The 21,253-nt window shown below is 69.9% G+C and carries 18 protein-coding genes and 1 tRNA gene; 11 read left to right on the top strand and 8 right to left on the bottom strand.

Translation table 11 applies throughout. From position 1 onward, the window contains the following. Positions 1–250: 250 nt before the first annotated feature. Genes INT51_RS09040 through INT51_RS09030 form a run of 3 tightly spaced genes read right to left on the bottom strand, consistent with a single transcriptional unit; the run spans position 251 to position 4,253 of the window. The gene (locus INT51_RS09040; RefSeq protein ID WP_193104961.1) at positions 251–1,249 is read right to left on the bottom strand and encodes a transglutaminase family protein; all 999 of its coding nucleotides are present in this window, start codon (positions 1,247–1,249) and stop codon (positions 251–253) included. Beyond that, positions 1,242–3,530: a circularly permuted type 2 ATP-grasp protein gene (locus tag INT51_RS09035; RefSeq protein WP_193104960.1), complete on the bottom strand. Its 2,289-nt coding sequence runs from the start codon at positions 3,528–3,530 to the stop codon at positions 1,242–1,244. The genes INT51_RS09040 and INT51_RS09035 overlap by 8 nt, the downstream gene beginning before the upstream one ends. A gap of 45 nt (positions 3,531–3,575) precedes the next feature. After that, positions 3,576–4,253, bottom strand: a complete 678-nt coding sequence (locus tag INT51_RS09030) for an AIM24 family protein (RefSeq protein ID WP_193104959.1) — start codon at positions 4,251–4,253, stop codon at positions 3,576–3,578. 218 nt (positions 4,254–4,471) lie between these two features. On the opposite strand from INT51_RS09030, the gene INT51_RS09025 reads away from it, so the two are divergent. The 3 genes from INT51_RS09025 (at position 4,472) to INT51_RS09015 (ending at position 7,695) form a co-directional block, all read left to right on the top strand. Next, positions 4,472–6,556, top strand: coding sequence for a serine/threonine-protein kinase (locus INT51_RS09025; RefSeq protein ID WP_193104958.1), 2,085 nt, complete (start codon positions 4,472–4,474; stop codon positions 6,554–6,556). 155 nt (positions 6,557–6,711) lie between these two features. Continuing rightward, positions 6,712–7,548, top strand: a complete 837-nt coding sequence (locus INT51_RS09020) for a thioredoxin domain-containing protein (protein WP_193104957.1) — start codon at positions 6,712–6,714, stop codon at positions 7,546–7,548. Positions 7,549–7,623: 75 nt separating this feature from the next. After that, positions 7,624–7,695, top strand: a tRNA-Thr gene (locus tag INT51_RS09015). Positions 7,696–7,783: 88 nt separating this feature from the next. Here the strand turns inward: INT51_RS09015 and INT51_RS09010 are convergent. Further along, positions 7,784–8,623, bottom strand: coding sequence for an alpha/beta fold hydrolase (locus INT51_RS09010; protein WP_193104956.1), 840 nt, complete (start codon positions 8,621–8,623; stop codon positions 7,784–7,786). A gap of 98 nt (positions 8,624–8,721) precedes the next feature. On the opposite strand from INT51_RS09010, the gene INT51_RS09005 reads away from it, so the two are divergent. Continuing rightward, on the top strand, positions 8,722–9,402 hold the full coding sequence (locus INT51_RS09005; protein ID WP_193104955.1) for a helix-turn-helix domain-containing protein: 681 nt from the start codon (positions 8,722–8,724) through the stop codon (positions 9,400–9,402). A gap of 106 nt (positions 9,403–9,508) precedes the next feature. Here INT51_RS09005 and INT51_RS09000 read toward each other — a convergent pair whose 3' ends face one another. After that, on the bottom strand, positions 9,509–10,402 hold the full coding sequence (locus INT51_RS09000) for a sigma factor (RefSeq protein ID WP_193104954.1): 894 nt from the start codon (positions 10,400–10,402) through the stop codon (positions 9,509–9,511). An 83-nt stretch (positions 10,403–10,485) separates the two neighbouring features. Between INT51_RS09000 and INT51_RS08995 the strand changes: the two genes are divergently transcribed. The 3 genes from INT51_RS08995 (at position 10,486) to INT51_RS08985 (ending at position 12,774) form a co-directional block, all read left to right on the top strand. Next, entirely contained in the window at positions 10,486–11,259 is a 774-nt protein-coding gene (locus tag INT51_RS08995; protein WP_193104953.1) for an SDR family oxidoreductase, read from the top strand. Positions 11,260–11,389: 130 nt separating this feature from the next. After that, the gene (locus tag INT51_RS08990; RefSeq protein WP_193104952.1) at positions 11,390–12,379 is read left to right on the top strand and encodes an NAD(P)-dependent oxidoreductase; all 990 of its coding nucleotides are present in this window, start codon (positions 11,390–11,392) and stop codon (positions 12,377–12,379) included. Further along, complete coding sequence (locus INT51_RS08985) at positions 12,376–12,774, top strand: DUF6463 family protein (RefSeq protein ID WP_193104951.1); 399 nt, start codon at positions 12,376–12,378, stop codon at positions 12,772–12,774. Before INT51_RS08990 ends, INT51_RS08985 begins: the two co-directional genes overlap by 4 nt. Positions 12,775–12,828: 54 nt before the next feature. Here INT51_RS08985 and INT51_RS08980 read toward each other — a convergent pair whose 3' ends face one another. Both INT51_RS08980 and treS read right to left on the bottom strand, forming a co-directional pair. Next, entirely contained in the window at positions 12,829–14,043 is a 1,215-nt protein-coding gene (locus INT51_RS08980) for a hypothetical protein (protein ID WP_193104950.1), read from the bottom strand. 203 nt (positions 14,044–14,246) lie between these two features. After that, positions 14,247–16,046, bottom strand: coding sequence for a maltose alpha-D-glucosyltransferase (gene treS / locus INT51_RS08975; protein ID WP_193104949.1), 1,800 nt, complete (start codon positions 16,044–16,046; stop codon positions 14,247–14,249). Positions 16,047–16,174: 128 nt separating this feature from the next. On the opposite strand from treS, the gene INT51_RS08970 reads away from it, so the two are divergent. After that, on the top strand, positions 16,175–16,858 hold the full coding sequence (locus INT51_RS08970; protein ID WP_193104948.1) for a hypothetical protein: 684 nt from the start codon (positions 16,175–16,177) through the stop codon (positions 16,856–16,858). A 3-nt stretch (positions 16,859–16,861) separates the two neighbouring features. On the opposite strand, the gene INT51_RS08965 is transcribed toward INT51_RS08970, so the two are convergent. Further along, complete coding sequence (locus INT51_RS08965) at positions 16,862–17,539, bottom strand: uracil-DNA glycosylase (RefSeq protein WP_193104947.1); 678 nt, start codon at positions 17,537–17,539, stop codon at positions 16,862–16,864. A 77-nt stretch (positions 17,540–17,616) separates the two neighbouring features. Between INT51_RS08965 and INT51_RS08960 the strand changes: the two genes are divergently transcribed. The 3 genes from INT51_RS08960 (at position 17,617) to groL (ending at position 20,744) form a co-directional block, all read left to right on the top strand. Then, a complete protein-coding gene (locus INT51_RS08960) occupies positions 17,617–18,000 on the top strand; it encodes a DUF3263 domain-containing protein (RefSeq protein ID WP_193104946.1) in 384 nt (127 codons plus the stop codon). Positions 18,001–18,062: 62 nt separating this feature from the next. Next, positions 18,063–18,665 carry a LytR C-terminal domain-containing protein gene (locus tag INT51_RS08955; protein ID WP_193104945.1) on the top strand — a complete coding sequence of 201 codons (603 nt, stop codon included), beginning with the start codon at positions 18,063–18,065 and terminating at the stop codon, positions 18,663–18,665. Positions 18,666–19,097: 432 nt separating this feature from the next. Beyond that, positions 19,098–20,744 carry a chaperonin GroEL gene (groL, locus tag INT51_RS08950; protein WP_193104944.1) on the top strand — a complete coding sequence of 549 codons (1,647 nt, stop codon included), beginning with the start codon at positions 19,098–19,100 and terminating at the stop codon, positions 20,742–20,744. The last annotated feature ends 509 nt before the right edge of the window (positions 20,745–21,253 follow it).

Here is a 21,253-nt window from a genome sequence, read left to right as displayed (position 1 = left end):
TCGGAAGTGCGCGCCGACCAGCGCGGGAACACTGAAGCTGCCGCGCTGCGGTGCAGGGGAGGACGGACCGCGCATGCCGGAGCTGCCCGTGGCTGCCCTGATTGGGACAGTCGCCGGTGCCGGCGGCGTCCTGGTACCGCGGGAGCCGGAGAATCCGTCCGCGCAGATCGTCACAATCGGACTCGAAGGGTCACGTGCGCCGGAATCGTGCGCGCACTCCGGAACCTCCTGCGCGCCCGGAGCCTCCTGCTCACTCCGCGCCGGACGCAGAAGCGACCGGGACCACCCCGACGGCGACGTCCAGGGTGCTGCTCGCACCGGGCGGGCCGACGACGATGCCCTTCAGCGGTGGCACGTCCCCGTAGTCGCGGCCCCACGCGGTGGTCACGAAACGCTGGTCGACGAAGGTGCGGTTGGTGGGGTCGATGTCGACCCAACCGGTACCGGGCACCAGCACGCTGAGCCAGGCGTGGGAGGCGGCCGAGCCGACCATCTCCCCGGCGGGCTGCGTGACCAGCGCGCCCCCGGCCGACGGGGCGGTGCGCAGGTACCCGGAGACGTAGCGGGCGGCAAGCCCGGCGGCGCGCACCGCCGCCACACCGACATGCGAGAAGTCCTGGCACACGCCGTGCCGGGCCGCGAGGACGTCCTCGAGGGTGGAGGTCACCGTGGTGGCGTAGGAGTCGTAGGTGAATTCGGTGTGGATCAGCCCGGTGAGCTCGGCCAGGCATTCTCCGATGGGGCGTCCGGGCGTGAACACGCTCTGCGAGAGCTCACGCGCGGCGGCGCTCTCGGGGATCCGCGGGGAGGGGTGGACGAAGTCGATGCTCTCCGCCGGAAGCAGCTGGCCCCAGTGATCCGGGGTGCACTGCTCCCAGGAACGGGACATCGCGTCGAGCGGATAGCGACGCTCCGCGACGGTCACCCGGGCGTGGGAGTGCACATCGAGTCGGTCGTGCGGCTCGTCGACCAGCAGATACGTCGAGGAGTTCCCGTAGAAATCGGTGTGTGCGGTCAGGCGTGCAGGGGTCGGATCCACGACGACCTCGTGAGACAGCACCCGCTGGTAGGGGGTGGCGCGGGGTTCGACGTGGGCCCGGCCGTAGTTCCGGGAGACGGGCTTCGCATAGCGGTAGGTGGTGAGGTGGTGGACGAGGTAGTCGGCCGCCTCGACCACCGTCTCGTCCTCCCGGCGCAGGGGGATCAGCGGGACGGGCGGGCGAGAGTGCGCCACGGAGTGCTCAGACATCATCGACCCCCCACAGGGACGTGGACTCCGAGGGACGGAAGAAGCGGTTCTCCAGGGCGGTGGCGAGTTCGCGCAGGGAGACGATCGCCGCGTCGGCCTCCTCGAGCAGCGCCGTGGGCGCCCCGTCCGTGGGGTCGCCGCCGTCGGCCGGTCGCAGCAGGTCGCGGGGCACCCAGGAGCCGATACGGGTGCGCAGCGCGATCAGCGGTGCGCGCAGCTCCGGGGAGGGGGTGACCTCGGGCAGCCGATCGAGGGTCGAGGTCAGCCGGTCCAGCTGGAAACCGAGCGAGCGGGGCAGGCTGGTGTCCTGCAGGAGCAGCTCGAACAGCAGCTCGGGCTGCACGGCGGCGTGGAACGAGCGTCGGTACGAGGCTCCGGATTCGGTGATCAGGGCGACGGCGCCCGCGATGCGCGCCTCGGCCGCGCGGGTGCGGCGGCGGCCCAGGGTGGCCCGCAGCAGGGCCAGCAGCCCCATGGTCCGTTCGATCTTGCGGCCCACTTCGGTGAGGTCCCAGCCGAGGTTGCGCGGCATCGAATCGGCGACCGCGCCCGACAGGGTCAGGCAGCCGTCGACGATGTCCGTCAGCCCCTGCTCGAGAGGCTGGGCGTCGTAGCCGCCCAGCGTGTGGAAGCTGCCACGCATGCCCGCGATGACCGGCCAGACGTCATCGGAGATGAGATCCCGCAGAGTACGGGTGGTGTGCGCGAGGGAGGCGTAGGACTGTGCCAGGGACCCGGGGCGGCCGACGTCGGTGAGCAGGCTGGTGACCTCGGTGTGCACGGCTGCTGGATCGTGCGGATCCAGGGTGAGGAAGCCCGGATAGGTGGTGGTCACGTCGGTGACGGCGCCCAGCAGCACGGTCTGGGCGGCGCTCGCGGTGCGGCTGTGCTCGGATCCGAGATCGTTGGTGGTGTCCAGCACGGTCCGCAGCAGGCGGGCGGTGGAGTCGACCCGTTCGAGGTAGCGGCCGAACCAGAACAGGTCCGATCCGGTCGATCGGGTCATCGCCGGGTACGCGGTCAGGACGCCGCGGGCGGCGGTCGAGATCACCTGGTCGGACAGCTCGGCCCCGGGCCGGATCTCGTCGGGCCCGCCGGGCAGGGCGGAGGTCTCCGGCACGGTCACCCAGATGTCCTTGAGCGCCTCGGTCTCGTCGTCATCGGTGTGGGCGACGCCGCCGGGCAGCACCTCGAAGCCGTCCTCGGAGGCGATCACCAGCAGGCGCATCCGCACCGGTCGCTCCACGAGCCCGTCACCACCGGCAGGATCCTGAGACAACCAGCCGGCCCGATCGGCGCGGGATTCCGGATCCGCGGGACGCAGCTGGAGATCCTCGTGCAGGATCTGCCGACACAGGTCCGGCAGTGCGGCGCGCAGCGCGGGATTCTCGAGCAGACCGGCGCCGAAAGGATTGAACATCTCGACATCGCCGCAGCGTGCGGCCTCGATGAGCCCGGTGACCCCGCCGAAGGGGGTCGGGCCCAGGTCCAGCGGATCCAGCAGCTGCGAGGGGAGCAGACGGATCAGGGCATCCACCGTGTCCCCGGGATCGGAGTCGAGGCCAGGCAGGCGCAGTGTCAGCGTGCCGGAGCCGGTGCGCAGGTCCCCGGCCGAGACCACGGGGGCGCCCAGGAGGTTCGCGAACCAGCTGTGGTCGAAGGCGCGCAGGGGATCGTCGCCGCCGCCGTCATCGGTGAGGACCACGGTCCGGCCGGCGCGGCCATCGGTGCGGGTGCGATGGTGCAGCGAGGTCCGGATGGTGTCGAAGTAGGGGTGCAGGCGGCGCAGGGCCGTGGTGCGGTACAGCGTCGGCGCGCAGCGCGAGAGCACGCGACGCAGCTCGAGCGCCGTGCCGGCCCCGTCGGGCACGTCGACCGAGTCCTCCAGCACCACCCAGGTGCCGTCGGCCGTGCGCGCGACCGTGCTGGTCAGCGCGAAGAGATGGTGACTGCCGCGGGCCGGGATCCCGATCGCGGAGCGAAGGTAGGCCGGATCCTGGAGGAGCTGCGAGACCGGTGCGACGTCGGTGCCCAGCACGGTGCGGGGACCGTAGAGGTCCGCGTAGAGGGCGTCCAGCAGGCGCACCCGCTGGATCAGGCCCGCCGAGAGCGATTCCCAGTCCTCGGCCGTGAGGACGACGGGGACGGGGTCCAGGACGGGTGGGGCGACGGGGACGTCGGCGGCGAACATCGCCGCCGCCGACGTCGCGGCACGCCGTCGGCCGACGGGGCCGAGGGCGGCCAGCTCGTCGACCAGGGCCTGCGGTGGTGCGATGCTCACCGGACCATCGTAGGCACCGTCCGCGGGCTCTGGGTCAGCAGGCGGTCAGGAAGACGTTGTGACGGGCATGCCCTCGGAGGGCTGGACCACCACGAAGCCCGGGCCGTGGAAGCCGAGCTGGAAGGATTCGCCGGAGCCGCGTCCGATCAGGGAGCCCATCTTGAAGTCGTTCTTGATCTGGGGCTGCAGGTTCGCCGACCAGCACACCGCGGCCTGCGGATCCACGAAGGTGGGCTGCTGGGAGCAGTCCAGCAGCATGGGCGGGCCGTCGGAGGTGACGGCGACCATGCCCTGTCCCTGGAGGAACAGGTTGAACAGGCCACCGGCCATGAATCCCGCTCCGCCGAGCGACTTGATGTCCCACTGGATGGAGCTGTCGAAGGCGAGCATGTTCTTGGTGTTCAAGGTGAGGGCCTCGCCCTCGAGCTGGATCAGGAAGATCTCATTGGCCTGGCGGGCGAAGAAGATCTCGCCCTGGCCCTGGGTGCGCATCAGGTTGCCGCCCTCGCCGGTGGCCATCTTCTTCAGCAGCTTCATGCCGCCGCCGGAGCCCTGGTACGAGAATTCCATCTGGCCCTGGTAGGCGACCATCGCGCCGGCGGCGGAGATGATCTCCGGGGACTGCGGGTTCAGCGAGCAGCGCAGCAGCTTGTTGGACTGCAGCGCCCACCGGTCGTTGGTCTGACGTTCCTGGTTCGAGGCGTCGAACAAGTTGGAGCGCATGGAGGCCCTTCCTCTCGGGTGCCGGGACGGGCCCGGTTCGCTACGACGCCCACCGCGCCGCTCGGCGATAATCTCACGATCGGGGGATCACCGGGAGCGCTGATCCGACTCGGAGCGTGCCACGGGGCGGGCGCAGCCGATGGTTCGCGGGTGGGGACCCTGTGGGGGTGCGGTGAAGTCGGCACCCTTCTCCTGGCGCGCCTCGTAGCATGGCGCCCATGGACCAGCCCTCTTCCTCCCGTGGCTCCCGCCGTGACCCGCGGCTGACGGCGCTCGCCGAGGAGTCCGGATACGAGATCCTGGATCGGATCGGCGCGGGCGGCATGGGGATCGTCTATCGGGCGCACGACGCCGACGGCAACGTTGTGGCCCTGAAGCTCCTGCGCCACGAGATCTCCGAGGACCCGCGCGCCCGGGAGCGCCTGACCCGCGAGGTCACCGCCCAGAAGCTGGTGCGCAACGACAACATCGTGCGGATCCTGGACGCGGAGCTCGACTCCTCCGATGCCTTCGTGGTCACCGAGTTCATCCCGGGCCCGACGCTCGACGACGCGGTGCGCCTCCACGGCGGCCTGCACCCCGAGGCGGTGCGCGAGATCGGGCTGGTGATGGGTGACGCGCTGAGCGACATCCATCGCGCCGGGGTGATCCACCGCGACCTCAAGCCCAGCAACATCATGCTGCGCGGTGCCTCCGAGGGGGATCTGGCCGGGTTCGACCCCGACGGGGACCGCTTGGATCCGGTGATCATCGACTTCGGGATCGCGATCGCCGCCGAGGAATCGCGACTGACCTCGACCGGCCTGGTGATGGGCACCTCCGCCTACCTCGATCCCGAGGTGATCCGCACCGATCACTCCGGGGAAGCGGGGGACTGGTGGGCCTGGGCGGCACTGCTGTCCTTCGTCGCGACCGGCCGTGAACCCTTCGGCAGCGGCCGCGCCGATCTGGTGTTCCTGCGCGCCGAGCGCGGCGAGATCGACGTGGACGGGCTGCCCGTCGAGCTCGCGGACTGGCTGCGCTCGGCGCTGCAGTCCGACCCGGCACTGCGACCTGCTCCGCAGGATCAGCTCGCGCGCCTGGCGGAGCTCGACCTCACGCGCTACGAGGATGCGGGGCCGACGGAGGCCCTGGCCGCCGATGGCCGCACCGCGGTGGTGCCTGTCGCGGGCGCTGCGGCTGCAGCGGGAGCCGGAGGCGGGCTCGACGACGCAGCCGAGGCCCGCGGTGCCGGCGCAGATGCCGGTGCGGAGCCGGCCACGGAAGCGCTGCCGGCGACCACCACGCCGGCCGAGGAGCCCACGGAGACGCTGTCGCGGATCACCACGCCCGCTGAGGCGCCGACGCAGGCCTTGCCCGTCCAGCACTCCCCAACGGACGCGCCGACGGAGGCGCTGCCCGTCTTCGAGGCCCGGACCCGGCAGATGCCCGTCGTTCCCCTGCCGCACGAGCCACCCCCGATGCCGCAGGACTCGGCGACGCAGCAGGGCGCCGGTTTCATGGGGCCGACGCAGCGACCGGTGCAGCGCGACCCCCAGCAGCTCGCGCCCGGGCCCGCCCCGCAGCAGTCGCCCCAGCACGGGCCGCCGCCGCACCACGCCCCGCAGCAGCACCCGCCGCAGCAGCACCCGCCGCAGCAGCTCGCTGCCCAGCAGGGTGTCCAGAACTATCCCGGGCAGCAGGAACCGTGGGCGAGGCCGATGGCCCCGCCGCCGCGCCGACCGCTCCTGGTGTGGATCGGACATCTGCTGATCATCACGCTCGCGGCGATCGCCCCGTACGCGGCGCTGACCGTCTTCCTCCTGCTCGGCGCTCTCGCGCGCACCTGGGAGCGTTCGCATCAGGCGGTCGCCGGGAAGCGTCTGCGGGGGTCGACCGGTGCGGGCCCGCTGTGGTCCGCCGGCCTCGCCAGCCCGTTCGCCTTCGTGCTCGGGCTGCTGGAGATCGCGCTGCAGGCCTTGTTCCCCCTGGTCCTCGGCGTTCTGGTGGGGATCGCGCTCGATGCCTCCTGGACCCTGCTGCAGGGCGCGCCCCCTCCCGATGGCATCGCCTTCGCCGCGGCGATGGCGGTGACACTGCTGATCACCTGGGTGGGGCTCGGCAGCCGCACCACGCGCAGCGGCGCGCACCGGATGCTCGATGCGGCGGCCCCGGACGCGATATGGACCACGGTCGTGGTGGTGCTGCTCCTGCTGCTGGTCGGCGCGGTGGGCTTCACGCTGCTCGCGCGAGAGGGCATGGTCGACTACTTCCCCTTCTCCGGCGGGCCGCGATTGGAGGACATCGCCCTGTGGCGCCGCTGAGCGACACCGGTGCCGATCGGGAGGCCGGGAACCTCGTGTGGTGACCGTTGCGCCGTGAGGTGCCCCATCCTGTCCCGCCACGCCCAGGGACCGACAGTTAAACTCTCACCGACCTGTTACCCACCGCAGCCCCGGCACGGGGGCTAGGAGCATTCATGGCCGCGTCCGGTTCCTCGAAGTCAGCGCCGTCGAAGTCAGCGCAGGAGCGCCGTGAGGCCCAGCGCGACGCACTGCGTACGCAGCGGCGGGCGGAGCTGCGCCGTCAGCGCACCGTGCGCAACGTGGTGATCGCTGCGATCGCCGTGGTGGCCCTGGTCATCGCCGGCGGCGTGGGCTTCCTGATCTACAAGTCCCAGCAGCCGGCCGGCCCGGTCGCCACGCCCGCAGGCGTGTCCGAGGACCAGCCGTACCTCACCTTCGGGGCCCCCGAGGGCTCCGGCAAGCCGGTCCTGGAGATGCACCTGGACTTCATGTGCCCCGTCTGCGGACAGTTCGAGGAGATCAATGGCGAGGATCTCCAGACGATGGTCGACAACGAGGAGGTCACCCTCCACCTCGTGCCGCGCAAGATTCTGGACACCATGTCGACCACGGGCGACTACTCCACCCGCTCCGCCGGTGCCATGGCAGCGGTCTATGGCGAGGATCCCGCTGCGGCGCTGACCTTCATGCAGCTGATGTTCGCCAATCAGCCCGCCGAGCGTTCCCCCGGTCTCACGGACGAGGAGATCTGGTCCTACGCGGAAGAGGCAGGAGCTTCCGAGGAGGTCAAGAGCGCGATCGATGGCGACACCTACCAGCCGTGGGTGCGCCAGGTCGCCGATCCCTACGCCGCTGACAAGGCCCAGGGCACGCCCTATGTCGAGATCGATGGGACGCAGTTCCAGGAGTGGAACGCTCCGGGGGCCATGCGTGAGGCCGTGCTGGCCGCGGGCGGTGAGTCCGCTGCGTCCGATGGTGGTGGCGCAGCCTCCGACGGCGGCGAGGGCTGAGCCCAGCAGGTCCGCGGGGCTGAGCAGGCTCCTCTACACTTTCGGGGTCGGCCGATCCGTCGGCCGGCCCCACCCGCTGGAGTGGCGCAACGGTAGCGCACCTGTCTTGTAAACAGGCGGTTGCGAGTTCGAATCTCGTCTCCAGCTCGATGCCCGGCCCGTGCGCCCGTTCGCCCGGACCGACGCCGCAGCGAACCTCGGAGCGTCGCGGCCACGACCGAGGCTGCACCCGACCTCAGAGGTCCAGCATCGCCGCCGCGACCTCGCTGGCGGCCGTCTCGGGGATCGCCGTCGCGGCATGCTCGAGGACGAGCAGTCGCGCACCGGGAATCTCCCGTGCGAGCGCCTCACCGTTGCCGACCGGAAAGAACGGGTCGCGACGACCATGGATCACCAGTGCGGGGAGTGCGAGGTCAGCGAGCTGCTCTCGCCAGCGCGGCGAACAGTCGAGCCCGGCGAAGACCGTGCCCTGCTGGTTGGCCTCGTGCACCGCAGGCGCCGCGCCCGGAATGCGGCTCTGGATGCGCTGAGCGGCGACCCGGGCGGCGGCCGGGTCATCACCGAGGATCTCCGCACTTCTGGTGGCGTAGTCCGCCACCGCTTCGCGATCAGCCCAGTCGGGCGGGGAGAGTGAGAACAGCTGGTTCATCGTCGACTCGTCGTGATCGGGCAGGTCGTCATCGACCGGACCAGGAGCGACCGACCGCGTTCCGACCAGGGTGAGCGCCGAGAACGCCTGTGGATGCTCGAGGGCGGCGACCTGGGTGACCATCCCGCCCACGCCGATGCCTGCCAGGTGCACCGGGCGGTCGTCGAGCTCGCGGGCCAGTGCCGCGGCGTCGGCGGCAAGATCACGCAGCGTGTATGACGGGTTCTCGGGATCGACGGTGCTCGACGTCCCGGAATCGCGCAGGTCGTAGCGTACGACGTGACGCCCGCCGCGCGCGAGCGCTTCGCAGAGAGTGTCCGGCCAAGAAAGCATGGTGGTGCCACCGGCACAGAGGATCAGCGGTGCGTCAGGGTCGCCGAAGTGCTCGATGCCGAGCGTGACGCCGTTCGCCTCGATCGTTGTCATGGTCGTCTCCTTCGACTCCGCCCGCAGTGCCTGATATGTTAAACATACTGCGCTACGGAGAAGTTGCCTGTCAACGAGGAGAGGGCGAGGAACCGAGAATGCCGATCAAGCAGAGCTACGCCCGGCATGGCGATGCCTGTGCGACCGCGCACGCGATGGAGCTGCTCGGGGACAAGTGGACCTATCCGGTGCTGCGCGAGCTCATGCTGGGTCCCAAGCGGTTCGGGCAGCTCGCCGCCTCCGTTCGCGGCGTCACCCCAGCCGTTCTGACGGCGCGTCTGCGAGAGATGACGCGCAACGGCCTGGTACGCCCTTCCTCACTTCCCCTGCCGACGAATGCCGCGGTGTACGAGCTGACGGACTGGGCACGCGAGCTCGCACCGGTGTTCGAGTCACTGGGCCGCTGGGCGCAGGCCTCACCCACGCGCACCATGGAGGGTGGTGGGCTCACGCCGGATGCCGCCGTGCAATCGATGCTCACCATGGCCCCTCACCAACCGCTCGACCCGCCGATCGACCTGACCCTGCACCTGTACGACGGCCGGCTGCCCGACGACGAGGGCTACCGGTACCGAGTCCGGTGGGCAGCTCACCTCGACATCGTGCGGGGCACGGACACCGACGTCACACGCAGCACCGTGACGGCGGATTCTTCGACCTGGGCAGGAGTGCTCCACCAGGGGCAGCCGCTGGACGAGGTCGACGTGGAGGGGGCGCCGGGCGATGTCGAGCATCTGGTCGCCGCCTTCAGAGCCCCCGCACCTGCGCACCTCGGCTAGGAGTCGCAGGGGAGGGGTCGCCCGCCCGGCCTGCTCCGTGCTCGGCAGTGACACGCCAGCTGCGTCCCGATGGAGGCCCGAGAGCGGCCCGGGCGCGCCAGGTCCCTCAGCGCTGAGGGACCTGGACCGCCTGCAAGCGGGCACGATCGGCCAGCACATTGATCTCGGTGACCCGGCCTCCGACGACGGAGAACGCCATCACCGAGCGCACGCGCCCGCCGACCACCACGACGGCGCCCGCCTCGCCGTTGATCCACGCCGGCACGGCGTCGGGGGCGAGGCGTCCGAACATGACGGCCTGGGACGCCACGACGGTGCCGCCGTGCAGGATCGTGCTGAGAGCGCTCGGGCCGGTGCCGGCGTCCGAACGGAGCACGACATCCGGGTGCAGGACAGCCACCAGCGCCTCCAGGTCCCCAGCCTGTGTGGCGGCGAAGAACGCGGCCACCGTGCGCTCGAGGAGGGCGGGATCGGGGGCGTCGGCCAGCGAGTCACTGCGCACCGCGTGGCTGTTCTCGACGCGCCGTCGTGCCCGGCTCGCGAGCTGCCGGGTCGCGGGGGCCGATCGCTCCACCAGGAGCGACAGCTCCTCGAACGGCACGGCGAACATGTCGTGCAGGACGAAGACGATCCGCTCGTCGGGGCCGAGGGAGCCCAGCACCACCATCAGCGCGAGGCTGACCGACTCGTGTTGAAGGGTCGAGTCGGCGGGGTCCGAGGAGCTCTCGTGCACGATCGGGTCGGGGACGTGGGTCTCCAGCGGAACCTCGCCCCGCCGACGCCTGCCGCGCAGGACGTTCAGGCACACTCTGCCGACGGCCGTGGTCACCCATCCCGGCAGGTTGCGGATCGCCCGGGCGTCGCTCGAGGCGAGACGCACCCAGGTCTCCTGCACGGCGTCCTCGGCCTCGCTGACCGAGCCCAGCATCCGGTAGGCGACCGCGGTGATCCGGGCGCGCTCGAGCTCGAACCGGGCTGCGAGATCCTCGGAGTCGCTCACCTGTCACATTCTTGCAGTCTCCGGGGTCATATCGATGACCCGCCTCCTCGACGGGGGCTCGTACGACGACGAAGGAGCACATCATGACCATGAAGATCCTGGTGACCGGAGGAACGGGCACGCTGGGCCGCCTGACGGTGCCGCTGTTGATCGAGCCGGAGACCGCGGTGCGGGTTCTCAGCCGGCACCATGCGGAGGTGCCCGACGGTGTCGAGCACGTCGTGTGCGACCTGAAGACCGGCGACGGGCTCGAACGCGCCCTGGACGGGATCGACGTCGTGCTGCATCTGGCCGGCGGCGCCTCCGGGGACGACAAGACCACCCGGCGCCTGGTCGCTGCCGCCGAGGCCGCGGCGGTCAGGCATCTGATCCTCATCTCGGTGGTGGGAGCCGATGCGATGCCGATCAGCTATTTCACCACCAAGCACCGCGCAGAGCTGATCGTGGAGGAATCGACCGTCCCGCACACCCTCCTCCGCGTCGCCCAGGTCAACGACCTCCTGCTGCGCGCCGCACGGGCCGTGGTCACGCTTCCGGTGGTGCCGATGCCCCGAGGGCTGCGCGCGCAACCGGTCGATGCCCGCGAGGTCGCCCACCGCCTGGCCCAGCTCACCCTCGAGGTCCCGGCCGGTCGCGTGGAGGATCTGGTCGGCCCGGACGTCATGGAACTGGGCGAGCTGCTGCGCTCCTATGCCCGGATCACCGGACGCCGTCGCCTCTACCTGCCGATCCGGGTCCCGGGCAAGGTGGGAGCCGCCTACCGGGAAGGCCGGAACCTCACCCTCACTGGCTCCACGACGACGCGCACCTGGGCGGACTTCCTCGCCGAGCGTGCACCCGCGAACTCCCCGTCGTGAACGATCTGCGCGGTGGCGACGTCCCGGATCTGTGCGCTGCGGAAGGGTGTTGCTGCGCACGGACACTGCCTAGGGTGGGTGGCGGGCGCTCACGGGGCCATCCCCTCAGCGCGACAGGACGGAGTGCACCATGAAAGTTCTCCTCGCCGGGGCGACCGGAGCGATCGGCGGCCCGCTGCTGGCGTCGATGTCGGCTCGCGGCCACCAGGTGCACGCGATCATCCGCAATCCGGCCCACCGGGAACGGATCGTCGGGGCCGGTGCGATCCCGGTCGTGGCCGATGTGTTGGACCGGGAGGCGCTGCTGCGGGCGGTCGAGGGGCTGAGCGCAGATGCCGTCATGCATCAGGCCACCGCTCTGCGCGGCGCCGGGCGCACGCTGAGCGCTTCTGACCCGACCCTCGCCCTGCGCCGGATCGGGACGACCCACCTTCTGGCCGCGGCGCGGTCGGTCGGGGCCCGGCGGTTCGTCACCCAATCGCTGATCACCGGTTACGGCTACCGCGACCACGGACCTCACCTGCTCACGGAGGATGATCCCTTCGGCGTCCCGGTCGGCAACGTGGGCGATCTGGTCGCCGCCGGCAGTCTGGCCACCGAGCAGCAGGTGTTCGACGCCGAGGGCATCGACGGGATCGCGCTGCGCTACGGGATGTTCTACGGTCCCCGCGCCTTCAGCGACACGTTCGCCGCTCTGCTGCGCAAGCATGTCCCATTTCGCCCGCGCGGCACGTCCGGCACCGCGGGATTCGTGCACGTCCAGGATGCTGCCGACGCCGCCGTGCTCGCGATGGAACGCGGTCGTGACGGGCAGGCGTACAACGTCGTCGATGACCGACCGGCGACCTGGCAGGAGTTCGTGGACACCGTGGCCGCGGCCCATCGCACCCCGCGTCCGGTCTCGACGCCCGGGTGGTTCATCCGCGCGATGGTGCCGTACCTGGGATGCCTCATGCTCGACGCGTCGATGCAGGTCTCGCACGAGCGGGCGAGCGCAGAACTCGGCTGGACGCCGAACTATCCCGACCTCCGCACGGGACTGGGCCTGACTGGCAGGGGAACTCAACCCCCGAGGACCGGACCCCACACGAAAACCCACACGGAAGGAGAAGTGCCATGACAGCAGCAAAGGAGCCTTCGCGCACGGGGCGGCCGGTGATCGGCGGGGCGCTGGGGGCGATCGGGGTCATCCATCTGGCGCTCACTCCCGTCGCCTACGCGACGTCCGCCCGCAGTATTCGCGACGCCGGGATCATCGGCTCGATCGACGCAGACCCCGACCTCGTCGATCTGCGAAGCGCGGGCTTCTGGTACGCCACCAGCGGCTGGGCGATGCTGTTCCTCGCCGCCCTCATCGGGCGGGCAGAACGACGCGAGGGGATCGTCCCGGCTCCGGCCGTGGGCGGTCTGGCGGGGTTGTCGCTGTGGGGGCTCCTGTTCATGCCGAAGTCGGGATTTCTCTCCCTGCTGGGGCTGGCGATCTTCGCTGGACTGCGTCGACGCCGGTCACGCTAGCTCACGCGTTCTGCGCGCCCCGGGTGAAGGGGAGCATTCCCCACGCCGTGATGCTCAGAACGTCTCGTACGTCGCCCGGTTCACCATGAACCCGTGACCGGTGATGGTGTTCCAGCAGGTCATTCCGTCGAAACGGCTCGTGCACGCCATGTCTCCGTGCACGGCGCTCTGGTCGTACTCGAGAGTCGCTCCGGTATCGGTGAGGAACGATGAGCCACAGGCGAGTGCGGCCTCGGCCTCGGCGACCCGGATCGAATAGGGGCCGTCGTCGCAGTCTTCGAGCCCGGCCTCGGAGAAGTCCCGCTCCACGACGCTGCAGCCGACGGAATTCTCCTCGAGGGTGCAGGTGATGTTCCCGGTGGGAGAACTGAGCGTGTCCATCTCGACGGCACCGTCAGGAGCAGGTGAGACCGGGTCCTCGGCAGGGGTCTCTTCCGTCGTCGGCGAGGCGTCGTCGGCGGGAGCCTCCTCGACGGTGGTGGAGCTGTCGCGCTGGTAGTCGTCGTCGCCCGAGGTCATCCAGGCGCGGCCCGCGAAGACCCCGACCACCAGGAGCAGCAGTGCCAGGAGCAGGCAACCGCCGCAGGCGTACCAGAGGCGACGGCGGGAGGGTGGGGGATCTTCCGGAACGGGGGGCGGGGCGGCAGCCGACGCTGCAGGTGGATGCGCGCCGGGACCGACGGCGTAGGCGCCCGCAGTCGGTGCGTCGCCGGGCCCCGGCGCGGCCGGAACGGGGGGCATTCCGTAGGGGAAGGTGGCCGTGGCGGCGGTCGCGCCGGCCGCTGCGACGGGGCCCAGGGGCACCACCCCGGCATCCTCCGACACTCGCACGGACGGGGTTCCGAGGGCGGAGGGCACATCGGCCGCTGCAGACGCAGGCTCCCCAGCGGCTCCCGTACCGGAGGACGGGGCACCGCCCCAGAGTGCCTCGTCCGAGTAGTCGCCCCACGCGGAGACGGCGTCAGGATCAGGGGGTGCGGGTGCGGGTGCGGGTGCGGGTGCGGGTGCGGGTGAGGGGCCAGGCGCTGGCTCAGGCGAAGACGCCGAGCCAGGGGCCGGCTCGGATGCGGCGTCGGTCGCGCTCTGCTCGTAGGCCGTCTTCGCCCACGGGTTCGTGGCCAGGATCCACTGCCGAGCCACCTCGGGGCACGACGGGTTCAGCACGATCAGACTCTGCAGTTGGGGGTGCTTCTCGGTGAGTTCGAGAAGGCGCTCCGCAGACGTGCTCGGATCGCGTGCTTCCTCGGCTGCTGATCGTGGCTCTGCCACATCCAACTCCCTCATGTCGACGCGGGCTGGGGGCCCAGGGCGGGTGCCACAGTGCGTCTGCACGCTCGGTGGACCCCCGAGAGTCTGACACCACCACCATCCTCGGTCCAGCTCCGGGGAGGCAGGGAACGAGTGGACCGGTGTGCGGTGTCACCGCACTCGCAGGCTGTGACCGCTCGTGGATTCCCGCGCGGAACCCGTGATCAGCGCGAGTCCGGCGGGTCCTCGTCCTCGGCGATCACCGGCATCGCGGTGGTGACAGTCATCGGTTCGCCGTCGGGATGCAGCGACCGCACCTTGAGCCAGTAGTACCCGTGCCCGCCGAGCATGACGGTCCATCTCCCGTCCTCACCGATCGCGGGGAACTCATGGCCACCGAACAGGTCGCGGACAGTGCGCCGCGCCAGACCGCCCAGGTCGAGGGACGCGGTGACCGGTTGCGCAGACAGGTTGAACACGCACAGCAGCGTCTCCGCATGGAACGGAGACTCCTCACCGTGGTCGGAGCCGTCATAGGTGCGGGTGAAGGCCAGCACCCGGTCCGACTCCGCGGGGACGTTGCGGTAGGTGCCCATGCCGAAGGCGTCGTGCTCCTTGCGCACCGCGAGCATCCACCGCACGAAGTGCAGCAATGAGCTCGAATGCGCCATCTGGGCTTCGACGTTCGTGGTGGCGTAGTGGTAGACGAGGGACTGGACCACCGGCAGGTACAGCTTGCCGGGGTCCGTGATCTCGCTGAACCCGGCGTTGCGATCCGGGGTCCACTGCATCGGGGTGCGCACTGCATCGCGGTCCACCAGCCAGATGTTGTCGCCCATGGCGATCTCGTCCCCGTAGTAGAGGAACGGGGAGCCCGGCAGCGACAGCAGCAGGGCGTGGATCAGTTCGAGTTCGCCGCGCGAATTGTCCAGCAGTGGGGCGAGCCTTCGGCGGATGCCGACGTTCGCCCGCATCCGGGAGTCCGGGGCATACCAGCCGAGCATCGCGGAGCGTTCCTCGCCGGTGACCATCTCCAGGGTCAGCTCGTCGTGGTTGCGCAGGAAGGTGCCCCACTGGGCGCCCGAGGGGATGTCCGGCGTGTCCTCCAGGATGTCGATGATCTGGCTGGCGCTGCCCTCGCGCAGTGCGTAGAACAACCGCGGCATCACCGGGAAGTGGAAGCACATGTGGCACTCCGGCTTCTCTTCGGTGCCGAAGTAGTCCACGACGTCGCTGGGCCACTGATTGGCCTCGGCGACGATGACGCGACCGGGCCAATGCGCGTCGACGTATGCGCGCAGCTCGGCGAGGAAATCGTGGGTGGCCGGCAGATTCTCGCCGTCGGTGCCCTCCTCTTCGAAGAGGTAGGGGATCGCATCGGCCCGGAAACCGTCGATCCCGGTGTCCATCCAGAACTTCACGACGTCGAACATGGCCTCACGGACCGCGGGATTCTCGAAGTTCAGGTCCGGCTGGTGAGAGAAGAAGCGATGCCAGAAGAACTGCCGACGCACAGGGTCGAATGCCCAGTTCGACTCCTCGGTGTCCACGAAGATGATGCGCGCCTCGGCGTACTTCTCGTCGGTGTCGGACCAGACGTAGAAGTCGCCGTAGGGGCCCTCGGGGTCCGAGCGGGACTCGAGGAACCACGGATGCTTGTCCGAGGTGTGGTTCATCGGCAGGTCGATGATCACGCGTATACCGCGCTGGTGGGCCTCGGAGACCAGACGCTCGAAGTCGGTGATCGAGCCGAACTCGGGCAGCACTGCCTCGTAGTCGGAGATGTCGTACCCGCCGTCGCGCAGCGGGGATGCCATGAACGGCGGCAGCCACAGGCAGTCGATGCCCAGCCACTGCAGGTAGTCCAAGCGGTTGATGAGGCCGGTGAAATCACCGGTGCCGTCATCGTTGCCATCCGCGAAGGCGCGCACGAGGACTTCGTAGAACACGGCCTTGCGGTACCAGTGCGGGTCGTAGTCGACCCCGGGGCCCTGGGGCGAGAACTGGGCGGCGTTCAGGGGCATCGGATCCTCCGCGGCTGAGGGCGCACTGGTCGCTGGGCGTGGCACCAGCCTAGTGCTCTCCGTACGATGGCAGAGATACTCGCGGGCGTCGTCGCCCCGGGAGCCATGCCGCGCGGCCAGGAGGGGACATGGGGCAGCCGAATCAGGGGCAGTTCGCGCAGGAACACGCAGGGTCAGGGTCCCCGCCCGAACCGATCCCGCCGCGAAGGTCCCGAGCCGGGATCTGGATCGCGCTGGGCTGCGCCGTCCTCGTGGTCGTCGTGCTGCTGCTCGCCGTGACCGGCGGCGTGGTCTACCTGGCGACCCGCGGCGGGTCGTCGCAGGAAGATCCCACCTCTGCGGCCATGACGCAGCACTCCGGAGAGGTCTTCTCCGTGCAGTACCCGGCGACGTGGTTCGCCAGCGAGAGCAGCGAGGACGATGAGAGTGCCGGCCTCGTGCTCGAGCTCGGCGACGTGCAGATCGCCGAGGACGAGTACGACGAGTTCGCGACGAACTCCCTGACCGTCTATCTGTTCGACTCCACGCTGCATGCCCAGAAGGAATGCGAGATGCAGTCCAGCTGGATCGGGTTCGGCTGGGATGCGGTCGACGAGCCGACCGCGCTGGACCCGGTCACCCTCGACGGCCGCGAACTGGTCGCGTATCGGGCCCTGGGCACCCACGACGACCAGGATGCGGCCGGGGAGATGTACTGCGCCGACGTGGGCACCCAGGTGATGCAGATCGTGGTCGAGACCCACGGAGCGACCGAGCTGTCCCCGGAGATCACGGCCATCCTCGACAGTTGGACCTGGACGCGCACGGAGTGATTCTCAGTCCGGGATCCGCCAGTCCACGGGCTGCGCGCCCTGTTCCTGCAGCAGAGCGTTGACCTGCGAGAACGGCCGCGACCCGAAGAAGCCCCGGGAAGCAGACAGGGGGCTCGGATGCGAACTCGCCACGTGCGGTACGTCGCCGAGCAGCGGGATCAGCGACTGCGCATCGCGTCCCCACAGGACCGCGACCAGGGGGCCGCCGCGTGCGACCAGCGCGCGGATCGCGAGCTCGGTGATCGCCTCCCACCCCTGTCGGCGGTGCGAGGCAGGTGCCCCCGGAGTCACCGTGAGGACCCTGTTCAGAAGCAGCACACCCTGGTCCTGCCAGGAACTGAGGTCACCGTGGGCGGCTCGCGCGATCCCGAGGTCGCTCTCGAGCTCGGTATAGATGTTCGTCAGCGACCGCGGCAGCGGGCGCACCTCGCGGTCCACGGCGAAGGACAGCCCGATGGGGTGCCCGGGTGTCGGGTACGGATCCTGGCCCACCACCAGGACGCGCACGTCCGCCAGTGGGCGGGAGAAGGCCCGCAGCACCAGCTCCCCGTCGGGGAGGTACCCGCGACCGGCGTCCACTTCGGAGCGCAGGAACTCTCCCAGGGCATGGATCCGGTCCTCGGCGGGGGCGAGGGCCGTCGCCCAGTCGGCGCTGATGATCTCGGTGAGCGGCTTCGGCATGTGAGCAGTCTTCCATCGGTTGTGCCGACGCGGCGAGCCGCCCCGGAGTCACGCTCGCATCGCCGTATTCTGCTGCCATGCCCACCGAACCTGCCCGCGATACTGACCGCGTGCTGCGCGACGCGGAGGGGGCGACCCCGGTCGCGGAAGCACGAGAGGCTGCCGACACCCCCGGGACGGTGTCCGATGTGTCACTGCCGGGCCCCCGGGTCGGCCTGACCGATCGGGACCGGTCGATCCTGGCCCTGGAATCGCGCACCTTCCGCTACGTGGGGGCCAAGGAGCGCGCGATCCGCGAGGAGGTCGGGGTCTCCAAGGTCGCCTATTACGTGCGGCTCAACGCCCTTCTCGACGATCCTGCGGCACTCCGCGCGGCGCCCTCGGTGGTCAACCGACTGCGGGCGCGTCGCACCTCCGAGGACGGCCCCGCAGCGGCCCGCGACGCCGATCGCGTTGCCTGACCGAGCGCCCCGCGGGGCGTGTGCTCCGTCGCCGCGCCGGATGGAGCAGGTTTAATGGGGCTGTGGCTGATTCCCAGTATCCTTACCCGCCAGACCGTTTCGACGACGAGGCGGACACCGTGTCCTTCCACGGCGCCCATCGCGCCGAGGAACCGTTCTGGCGGCAGAACCTGCTCTACATCGTCATCATCGGCGCCGCCCTGGTGATGCTGATCGTGCTGCTCTTCCTCATCGGAGGGATGGGCGGTGGCGACGACGATCGCGCCGAGGACCCCACCTCCGCCGCCGCGAGCGAGACCTCCGAGTCTCCCGCGGAGGAGACCACCGAGGAGGAACCGGCGGCCGAACCCGACCTGTCGACGCCCGTGCTGGTCGTCAACGCGGGCGGCATCAACGGCCTGGCCGGCACCTGGCAGGAGACCCTCGAGGGGGACGGCTGGACCGAGGTCGGCGTGAGCACGGCCGATAACGTCCAGCAGGAGCCGGTGGTGTTCTACCGCGACGAGGCCGACGCGGACACCGCGAACGCCCTCGCGGAACAGGTCGGTGCGGGCGAGGCGCGCCAGAGCGACGAGTACGACGCCCGCATCACCTTCGTGGCCGTGGGCGAGCCGGACGCGGGCGATGACGGCACGGAGGGTGACGGGGGCGACGGCGAAGGCTGAGCCCACCGCACCCGAGACCGCGCAGTACTCGACACTGGTCAGCACGCGGGACCCAGCATCATCTGACGCGCGCCGACCTCCCATCACGGGAGGTGCGGCGCGCGTCGCGCTGTGCCTCGGGAGTCGGTGGCATCGCGCCTGCGCCGTCGGCCCACAGCGGAACACGAGATTCCTGCCGCTCAGAGTTAGCACTCTCCGGCCCAGAGTGCTTATGATGATCTGGCACTCGATGATCGAGAGTGACAACGCCTCTCGGCGTGACCGCACTCGTGAGTCGTGAGCCTGATCGGGGAGCAGAACACTGTTTCCCGGCCACGAACATTCCGGCCCCGTGAGGGATCCGGCGCCGTGGGACATGAACACGGCGTGGGATCTCGTCCGTCGCGGGCACAGGGTCGGGTGGACACCACACCACACGGGAGAGATTCCACAATGGCCAAGCTCATCTCTTACGACGAAGAGGCCCGGCGCGGCCTCGAGCGGGGAATGAACCAGCTCGCCGACGCCGTCAAGGTCACCCTCGGCCCCAAGGGTCGCAATGTCGTGCTCGAGAAGTCCTGGGGCGCCCCCACCATCACCAACGACGGCGTGTCGATCGCCAAGGAGATCGAGCTCGACGATCCCTACGAGAAGATCGGCGCCGAGCTCGTCAAGGAGGTCGCCAAGAAGACGGACGACATCGCAGGCGACGGCACCACCACCGCCACCGTCCTTGCCCAGGCACTGGTCAAGGAAGGCCTGCGCAACGTCGCCGCCGGCGCCAACCCGATCGCGCTCAAGCGCGGCATCGACAAGGCCGTCGCCGCGGTCTCCGACACCCTGCTCTCGCAGGCCAAGGAGATCGAGACGAAGGAGCAGATCGCTCACACCGCCGGCATCTCGGCAGCTGACCCGGCCATCGGCGAGCTCATCGCCGAAGCGCTCGACAAGGTCGGCAAGGAAGGCGTGATCACGGTCGAGGAGTCCAACACCATGGGCCTCGAGCTGGAGCTCACCGAGGGCATGCGGTTCGACAAGGGGTACATCTCCCCCTACTTCGTCACCGACGCCGAGCGCCAGGAGACCGTGCTGGAGGATCCCTACATCCTCCTGCTGTCCTCCAAGGTCTCCTCCGTCAAGGATCTCCTGCCGCTGCTGGAGAAGGTCATCCAGGCCGGCAAGCCGCTGGCGATCATCTCCGAGGACGTCGAGGGCGAGGCCCTTGCGGTTCTCGTCGTCAACAAGCTCAAGGGCTCCTTCAAGTCCGTGGCCGTCAAGGCCCCCGGCTTCGGCGATCGCCGCAAGTCGATGCTCGAGGACATGGCCATCCTGACCGGTGGCCAGGTCATCTCCGAGGAGGTCGGCCTCAAGCTGGAGACCGCTGGTCTCGAGCAGCTCGGCCAGGCTCGCAAGATCGTCGTGACCAAGGACGAGACCACCATCGTCGAGGGCACCGGCGACGCCGAGCGCATCGCCGGTCGCGTGTCCCAGATCCGCGCGGAGATCGAGAACTCCGACTCGGACTACGATCGCGAGAAGCTCCAGGAGCGTCTGGCGAAGCTGGCCGGCGGCGTGGCCGTCATCAAGGCCGGCGCGGCGACCGAGGTGGAGCTCAAGGAGCGCAAGCACCGCATCGAGGATGCTGTGCGCAACGCCAAGGCCGCCGTGGACGAGGGCGTCGTCGCCGGTGGCGGCGTCGCGCTGCTGCAGGCCGGCAAGGACACCTTCGACAAGCTCGATCTCGTCGGTGACGAGGCGACCGGCGTGAACATCGTCAAGGTCGCCGTCGAGGCCCCGCTCAAGCAGATCGCGGTCAACGCCGGTCTCGAGGGTGGCGTCGTGGCCGAGAAGGTCAAGCACCTTCCCATCGGCCAGGGCCTCAATGCGGCCACCGGCGACTACGAGGACCTCCTCGCCGCCGGCATCATCGACCCGGTCAAGGTCACCCGCTCGGCGCTGCAGAACGCAGCCTCGATCGCGGGCCTGTTCCTGACCACCGAGGCCGTCGTGGCCGACAAGCCGGAGCCCAAGGCCCCGGCCGGCGGCGGCGACGACATGGGTGGCATGGGTGGCATGGGCGGAATGGGCGGCATGATGTGATCCAGCCTCACGGCTGATCACGTCGCTCCCACCCGAGCGTCACGGGCCCCGATCCTCTCCGGAGGATCGGGGCCCTTCGCTGTCCAGGGCCCGGACTGGCCCTGCAGCCATTCACCCGTGTGCGTGACCTCGTTGTCCAGCAGTCGGCGAGTCGACGCGTGGCGAGGTGAGTTCGCAGCAGGACGCTCAACGGAGCACCACTCCAGTGAAGGCCAATCAGGCTACCAATGGCTAGCACTTTCCCAGGTCACGTGCGGATTTGTCTCCTCAGAGCGCAACCGTGGCAACCGTTGGCAAGCGGTGAGACCGATTTCTCAGCGACTGGCACTCTGTCCGAGGTCGGCTTCGCGAAGCGACCGGGCACTGTCGCCTCGGGCACAGATGCCCTTCGATGGCACTCGAATGACCGAGGACCGTTGTCTCGTGCGAAGTCGCCGCTCTCGGCCCCCGGGAGCCTTGTCCATCCGGCACGCCCGGGGAGGACGACGACAGCGCGGTGTGTCGTGCGC

It is taken from the genome of Brachybacterium sp. FME24, from assembly GCF_014897705.1.
Taxonomy (GTDB): domain Bacteria; phylum Actinomycetota; class Actinomycetes; order Actinomycetales; family Dermabacteraceae; genus Brachybacterium.
Note: the sequence above shows the minus strand (reverse complement) of the source record. Positions and strands in the feature narration are given on the sequence as shown.